The following is a 4,984-nucleotide window of genomic DNA, read 5'->3' on the forward strand; positions in this document are numbered from 1 at the left end:
AATTTTAGCTACGATCCGAATGCCGGCATCAGCCGTAAAGAATTTCGCAAAATCGACATCTATTCGCCCGACGAGTTTCGCGCCGAAGATCAAATCAGCGGAACGTATAACGGCGTCAAATTTAGCCTCAGCGAAGCGACCCGCATCCCAAAACGGCGCGACGCTGGAGCTAAGCGATTCGGCGGCGCTAAATTTGCTATCCGCGATAATTTTTGCTTGGGAGGCGATGAAGGATATGCAAGTATTCAGCGGCTCGGTTTTGGTCTGCGAGTTTTACAAGAAATTTAGCGGACAAACGATAGTCGCGAGTCGCACGTTAAACACTAGATTTTTAGGGGAAAAAGAGCAGATGGACGACGTGTTTTTTAGTAAAGAATTTCGGGTCTTTGCGGACGATAAGGTTGAGGCGAGGTATCTTTTGACGCCTGCGTTTATGAAGCGTCTACGAGAGTTAAAGGAAAAATTCGCGGGGAAAATGGGCGTGAGCGCGGCGTTTATGGACGATAAGCTTTATCTATTTTTAAACGGAGCGAAAAATAAGTTTGAAACCACGCTCTTCTCGCCGCCGCCGAGCTTAAAGGACGCTGCGGGGATCAAAAATGAAATTTTAGAGCTTTTATCGATAATAGACGAGCTAAATTTAAACCCGGATTTAAGCGGAGCGGCGATTTTGGCTGATTAATGCGCGACGCAGCTAATTGGCACTAAATTTAAGCCTACTAAAGCCCAAATTACTCCGTTTCGTCCCTCTTCAAGCTATCTAAATAGTCATGATACACGATACTTGAGATTGCATAAAGAAAAGCCATATAAAGTAATAAGGGAATACACAATAAAAAAGCCGAAAATAAAAGCCAGCCATATAAAGTGTCGGTAAGCTCGCCGAGTGCGGGAATATAATAAAATAAGCTTTTCATAGAGCCTTCGTTCCAGTCTTTGCCGTTAGCTAAAAGTAAGATGTTTAAACCCAAAAGGATAAAAAATAAGTCTTGTTGCTTAAAAATTTTAATAAGCGGAGTGCACCTATATATGACCGCAATAAATACACAAGCCGCAATAAAGAAAAAATAGATATTGTAATATCCGCTTATTAAAAATAGTCCAAAAATTATAAAAATTACCACAACCATATATTGCCATAAAAGCGTCCCTGTTTGTGCTTTTTTTACTCATTTTATTTCCTTAAATTTCGTTCATGTCGGCTATATCTTACGATATGTCTCATTACAAGCCGATTTAAAACGTAAGTCTAAGCGCCTTGCCGTATGAATGTTGTAAGTGCAATCATATTTATCTGTCGCGGGATTTCGGGACAGATAGGCCGTCTTCGGCTTCTTGCAGTCGGATACTATTTTACGCGCCGACTTATATGGCAATGAAATTTTATCACGACGGAATTTCACCGCGATATAAATTTAAAAATTCCGCTGCGATAAAATTCCACCTCCTTGGAATTTTACACATCGCGAAATTTACCGCGAATTCCGCGTCTTTAAATTTTGCGGCGTCAATCCTTGATAAAATTCTGTAAAATTTCACCGCAAGTAAAATTTAGCCCGCCAATGCCTTTAGCTGCTCGGCGCTTAGCCCGTCAACCAAAATATAGCTCGCATCGATGAAGCGGTAGTTTTGTTTCGGCAGGCGCGCGATAAACTCGCCGTATTCCAGCTCGGCGATGGCGCGGTAGTTACTGGCGTCGTTTTCGTCGCCCTCTATGCCTATGAGCGCGATCTGCCAGCGCGCTACGTCGCTATTTTTCAGCGTCTCTGCGTTTTGCCACTCCACAAACGGTTTGTAGGGCAGGATAGTGGGCAGGTCCTGCGTGAGCGCGTATGAGCCCATTATCGTGCCGTCATCTCCATTTCGGTAAAACCTCTGATGCGCGTCGTAAGCGTCGAGGTACTGCACCTCGGTTAGCCGCCTGCTAAACTCGGCGGCGGGGTTGTATGAGGCTAAAATTTCATCCATCATCGCGCGGTTTATCGCAAAAGGCCTCTGCACCCCGTAGCAAAAATTTACTTCCGTATCGCTGCTTAAATGCTGATCTATCGAATGTAGCCCCGCCGATATATCGCGCTCGTAGTCGAATTGCTCTATTCTGTCGTGAGCGTAAATTTCGCCGTTTTCATCCGTGATCTCGCCTCCTAGCTGCTTAGATAGCGCCTGCAGATACGATATCGCCAAAACCCAATCAAAGATCGTCGCGGGCGTATTTACGCGCACCGCGTAGCTTTGCTGATCCTTGTCGTAGCTAACCTCCATCCCGCGCCCGCTCTTGTCCCGCACGCCTAAAATCAAACATTCATACTCGCTCAAAGGCGATTTCAAAAACGCCCTCTCGTCAAAGTCCTCGGCGCTCTCGTCTATGCCAAATACCGATAGATCGGGCAGCAGATCCAATGCCTTGCTAACGCTCATGGCGTCCGAATACCCCATAAATAGCGGTTGTTTTTTGTTTTTGACGCGGAATTCTACGCTCATCGTTTTCTCCTTATTGAAACGGCAAAATTATAGCGAAATTTTACCCGCCGCGGCGAGCTAAATTTGCGCTCGCAAGCCCGCATTGCTGGTTGCACGAGCGCGCGCCGCAGCCGTCACAAAACTACACTCCCAATCGCGAAAGCTTACGCGCCGATCGCGTCCTTTAGGCTCCGTGCGCACAAACCCACATCCTTTAGCTCGCGCAAAATTTCACCCATCAGCTCCTCTTTAAAAACGTCCAGTATCATCGCGCCCGCGTCCAGCTCAGCATAGCGCAGAGCGGGCTCGCTGAAGTTTTTAAGCTCTTTAAACCGCCGCTCGCCCCGCCTGGCAAATCCGAGCCGAACCTCGTTCGGGCTAAGGCTCAGCATGCCGCTATCGCGAGCGAAATTATACACGCTAAAGCCGTAAAGCTGCGGATCAGCGGCTCTTGCGCGCACGCCTAAAATTTTCTCCAGCCGCGCCTTCGTGCCGTCTAGATCGAGCCTCGTTTGCAGCGCGATCTTGCCGCCCGTGTCGAGCCGCAAAAGCGCCAAAAACGAAGCGAAATCCTGCGCGATGATACTTTGCTCATCGCATTCGACGTCGATGTAGGCGACCGCAGGCTATTCGCTCGCGCGGTAGTCTAGGCACAGGTACCAGTGGCCGTCGCCGCTGAAGGGCACCAGCCCGTCAAGCTCCAAGCTCACGCATTCGCGCTCCTCGCCCCAGCTAAAGCGCGTAAGCGACGGATGCGCCTCGCCGATGCCGCTGATGGCGTCCAGCGGGTAGCCCTCTAGCTCGTAGCGCAGGTAGCCGCCATTTTGCACGCTCAGCATTATGGCGAGCTCGCGCGGCAGGGCGCGCCCTAGCTCCTCTTCTGCGGCCCTCAGCGCCTTGGGCGTGAGCGGTTCTTGCAGATATGGCAGGTAGATCGGCCTACGCCAGATGTTTGCAAGCTCGTTTGCGTTCATTTTCGCTCCTTTAAATTTGCAGGTTAAAATTCAAGCGCGCCTTAAATTTCAAGCTCGAAGCCAAAATTTCAGGCTATAAATTTTAAAATTTTGGGGCGCCGAATTTTTCACGGTCCGCTCGCTGTATTCGGCGCGTCTGCAACTATACGGCTCGTTTTTCGGCGGCTTAAATTTAACCTAGATCGGGACGCGCCGCCGTTTAAATTTAAGCCGCGCCGCGCGAGTTCAAAGCCGTGCGCCGATAAAATTCATCGTAAATTTATGCGGCCCGAGCATCTATTTAAAGCGGCGGAATTTTGCGGGCGAGCTAAATTTATCTTCGCGCGCCTAATCGAAATCATAATACAGGCTCCACGCGCCGCTTTGCGGGTTTTTAGCAAACATCAAGCTGCCGCCGTCTATGACGTTAAAGCCCGCCTTTTCGTCTGAAGAGACCTGAAAAACGAACTGATAGCCCTCGCCGAAGCTCACTCCCGACTGGTAAAAGGAGGGGTAGCCGCCGAATTTCGTGCAGTCGTGATACTCCAGCCCAGCCGTGACGTCGGAATAATAGAGCCCGATCGACCTTTTAAGCTCTAAAATTTCATGCACGACGTCAGGCTCTAGCCCGCCGCCGTCCCAGCTCGCGACGTCGTTCGCGGCAAATTTTGGCTGCAAAGGAAAGGGCCTTATCTGCGAGTGCGGATTTGTAAGCTCCTTTATGACGAGCTCGGCCTCGTTTTTATACTCGCGGACCTTCCACAGGCCGTCCATATTCTCATCAAATTTGCCGATGAGATCGTGCGAGATGAAGACCGTAAGCAGCTTGACGCCGTCCAAGACCTGCGGCACGTAGGGTAGCGCGGGCAGGTAAAACTGTGCCAGAGGAAGCATCGACGCGCCGTTTTGATCCACAGGCAGCTCCTCATTCGCCGCGCAGGCGAGCACGCGGCCGATCCAGCACTCATCGATCGCGCCTCGCGGCCTCGCTCCGCCAGTCTGAAAATAGGTGATTTCGCGCGCGATCTTGCGCTGCAGCTCCTTAATCTTTTCTTGCAGATCCGTTTGCATTTGCGTCCTTTTCGGTTGGAATTTTAGCGCTTTTGTGAAATTATAGCGAAATTTTACCCGCCGCCGCGAGCTAAATTTACGGCATAAAGAGTTGCGAAAAGTAAGCTTAAAGCTTTTTGGGAGTAAAATTTAAACAGACCCACGTAGGCGGTAAATTTAATCAAAGGAGCGAAAATGACGAAAGATCAGTGCTGCGTCCTAAAGCATTTGACGGCGGGCGAGACGGGCGGTTTTGACAAAATAGGCGAGATAGACGATAACGAGTTTTTGAACGTGCTTATCGCAAAAGGGCTTGTTTGGATGCTTGACTGGGCAGGCGAGGACGAGACGGGCGATGTGGGCAAATTTATCAGCTCTAGGCTTGATGCGCTGCAAAGCGGCGTGGCTCTAGAGTGCGATAAAATTTACGTAAAGCTCGAAAAAGAAGCGAAAAAAGAGGGTTTTAAGCGCGGCGATGCGAGCCTATTTTTGATGAACGAGTTTCAAAAGGCGCTGAAGAA

The 4,984-nt window shown here is 49.6% G+C and carries 7 protein-coding genes and 2 pseudogenes; 4 read left to right on the forward strand and 5 right to left on the reverse strand.

Annotated elements, in window-relative coordinates:
* Positions 1-288: pseudogene (locus Q0369_RS10200) on the forward strand (hypothetical protein); the annotation flags it as partial.
* Complete coding sequence (locus Q0369_RS10205) at positions 236-682, forward strand: DUF3137 domain-containing protein (protein WP_298099468.1); 447 nt, start codon at positions 236-238, stop codon at positions 680-682. The pseudogene Q0369_RS10200 and the gene Q0369_RS10205, both read left to right, overlap by 53 nt.
* Before the next feature lie 49 nt (positions 683-731).
* Here Q0369_RS10205 and Q0369_RS10210 read toward each other — a convergent pair whose 3' ends face one another.
* Positions 732-1,130 carry a hypothetical protein gene (locus Q0369_RS10210; RefSeq protein ID WP_298099471.1) on the reverse strand — a complete coding sequence of 133 codons (399 nt, stop codon included), beginning with the start codon at positions 1,128-1,130 and terminating at the stop codon, positions 732-734.
* Between the two features lie 245 nt (positions 1,131-1,375).
* On the opposite strand from Q0369_RS10210, the gene Q0369_RS10215 reads away from it, so the two are divergent.
* On the forward strand, positions 1,376-1,531 hold the full coding sequence (locus Q0369_RS10215; protein WP_298099474.1) for a hypothetical protein: 156 nt from the start codon (positions 1,376-1,378) through the stop codon (positions 1,529-1,531).
* Between the two features lie 20 nt (positions 1,532-1,551).
* Here Q0369_RS10215 and Q0369_RS10220 read toward each other — a convergent pair whose 3' ends face one another.
* From Q0369_RS10220 to Q0369_RS10235, 4 genes are all read right to left on the reverse strand, one after another.
* A complete protein-coding gene (locus tag Q0369_RS10220; RefSeq protein ID WP_298099477.1) occupies positions 1,552-2,481 on the reverse strand; it encodes a DUF4299 family protein in 930 nt (309 codons plus the stop codon).
* A 143-nt stretch (positions 2,482-2,624) separates the two neighbouring features.
* On the reverse strand, positions 2,625-3,017 hold the full coding sequence (locus tag Q0369_RS10225; protein ID WP_298099480.1) for a hypothetical protein: 393 nt from the start codon (positions 3,015-3,017) through the stop codon (positions 2,625-2,627).
* Between the two features lie 69 nt (positions 3,018-3,086).
* Entirely contained in the window at positions 3,087-3,434 is a 348-nt protein-coding gene (locus Q0369_RS10230; RefSeq protein ID WP_298099483.1) for an SMI1/KNR4 family protein, read from the reverse strand.
* A 327-nt stretch (positions 3,435-3,761) separates the two neighbouring features.
* Positions 3,762-4,484 carry a DUF1963 domain-containing protein gene (locus Q0369_RS10235; protein WP_298099486.1) on the reverse strand — a complete coding sequence of 241 codons (723 nt, stop codon included), beginning with the start codon at positions 4,482-4,484 and terminating at the stop codon, positions 3,762-3,764.
* A gap of 174 nt (positions 4,485-4,658) precedes the next feature.
* On the opposite strand from Q0369_RS10235, the pseudogene Q0369_RS10240 reads away from it, so the two are divergent.
* Positions 4,659-4,984 (forward strand): annotated as a pseudogene (locus Q0369_RS10240) (hypothetical protein); the annotation flags it as partial.

The sequence above is a fragment of the uncultured Campylobacter sp. genome (assembly GCF_938030685.1).
Lineage (GTDB): Bacteria > Campylobacterota > Campylobacteria > Campylobacterales > Campylobacteraceae > Campylobacter_B.

Coding starts and splice junctions, on each gene's coding strand:
- Q0369_RS10205 (WP_298099468.1), top strand. CDS start 236: ATGCAAGTATTCAGCGGCTCGGTTTTGGTCTGCGAGTTTTACAAGAAA.
- Q0369_RS10210 (WP_298099471.1), bottom strand. CDS start 1,130: ATGGTTGTGGTAATTTTTATAATTTTTGGACTATTTTTAATAAGCGGA.
- Q0369_RS10215 (WP_298099474.1), top strand. CDS start 1,376: ATGAAATTTTATCACGACGGAATTTCACCGCGATATAAATTTAAAAAT.
- Q0369_RS10220 (WP_298099477.1), bottom strand. CDS start 2,481: ATGAGCGTAGAATTCCGCGTCAAAAACAAAAAACAACCGCTATTTATG.
- Q0369_RS10230 (WP_298099483.1), bottom strand. CDS start 3,434: ATGAACGCAAACGAGCTTGCAAACATCTGGCGTAGGCCGATCTACCTG.
- Q0369_RS10235 (WP_298099486.1), bottom strand. CDS start 4,484: ATGCAAACGGATCTGCAAGAAAAGATTAAGGAGCTGCAGCGCAAGATC.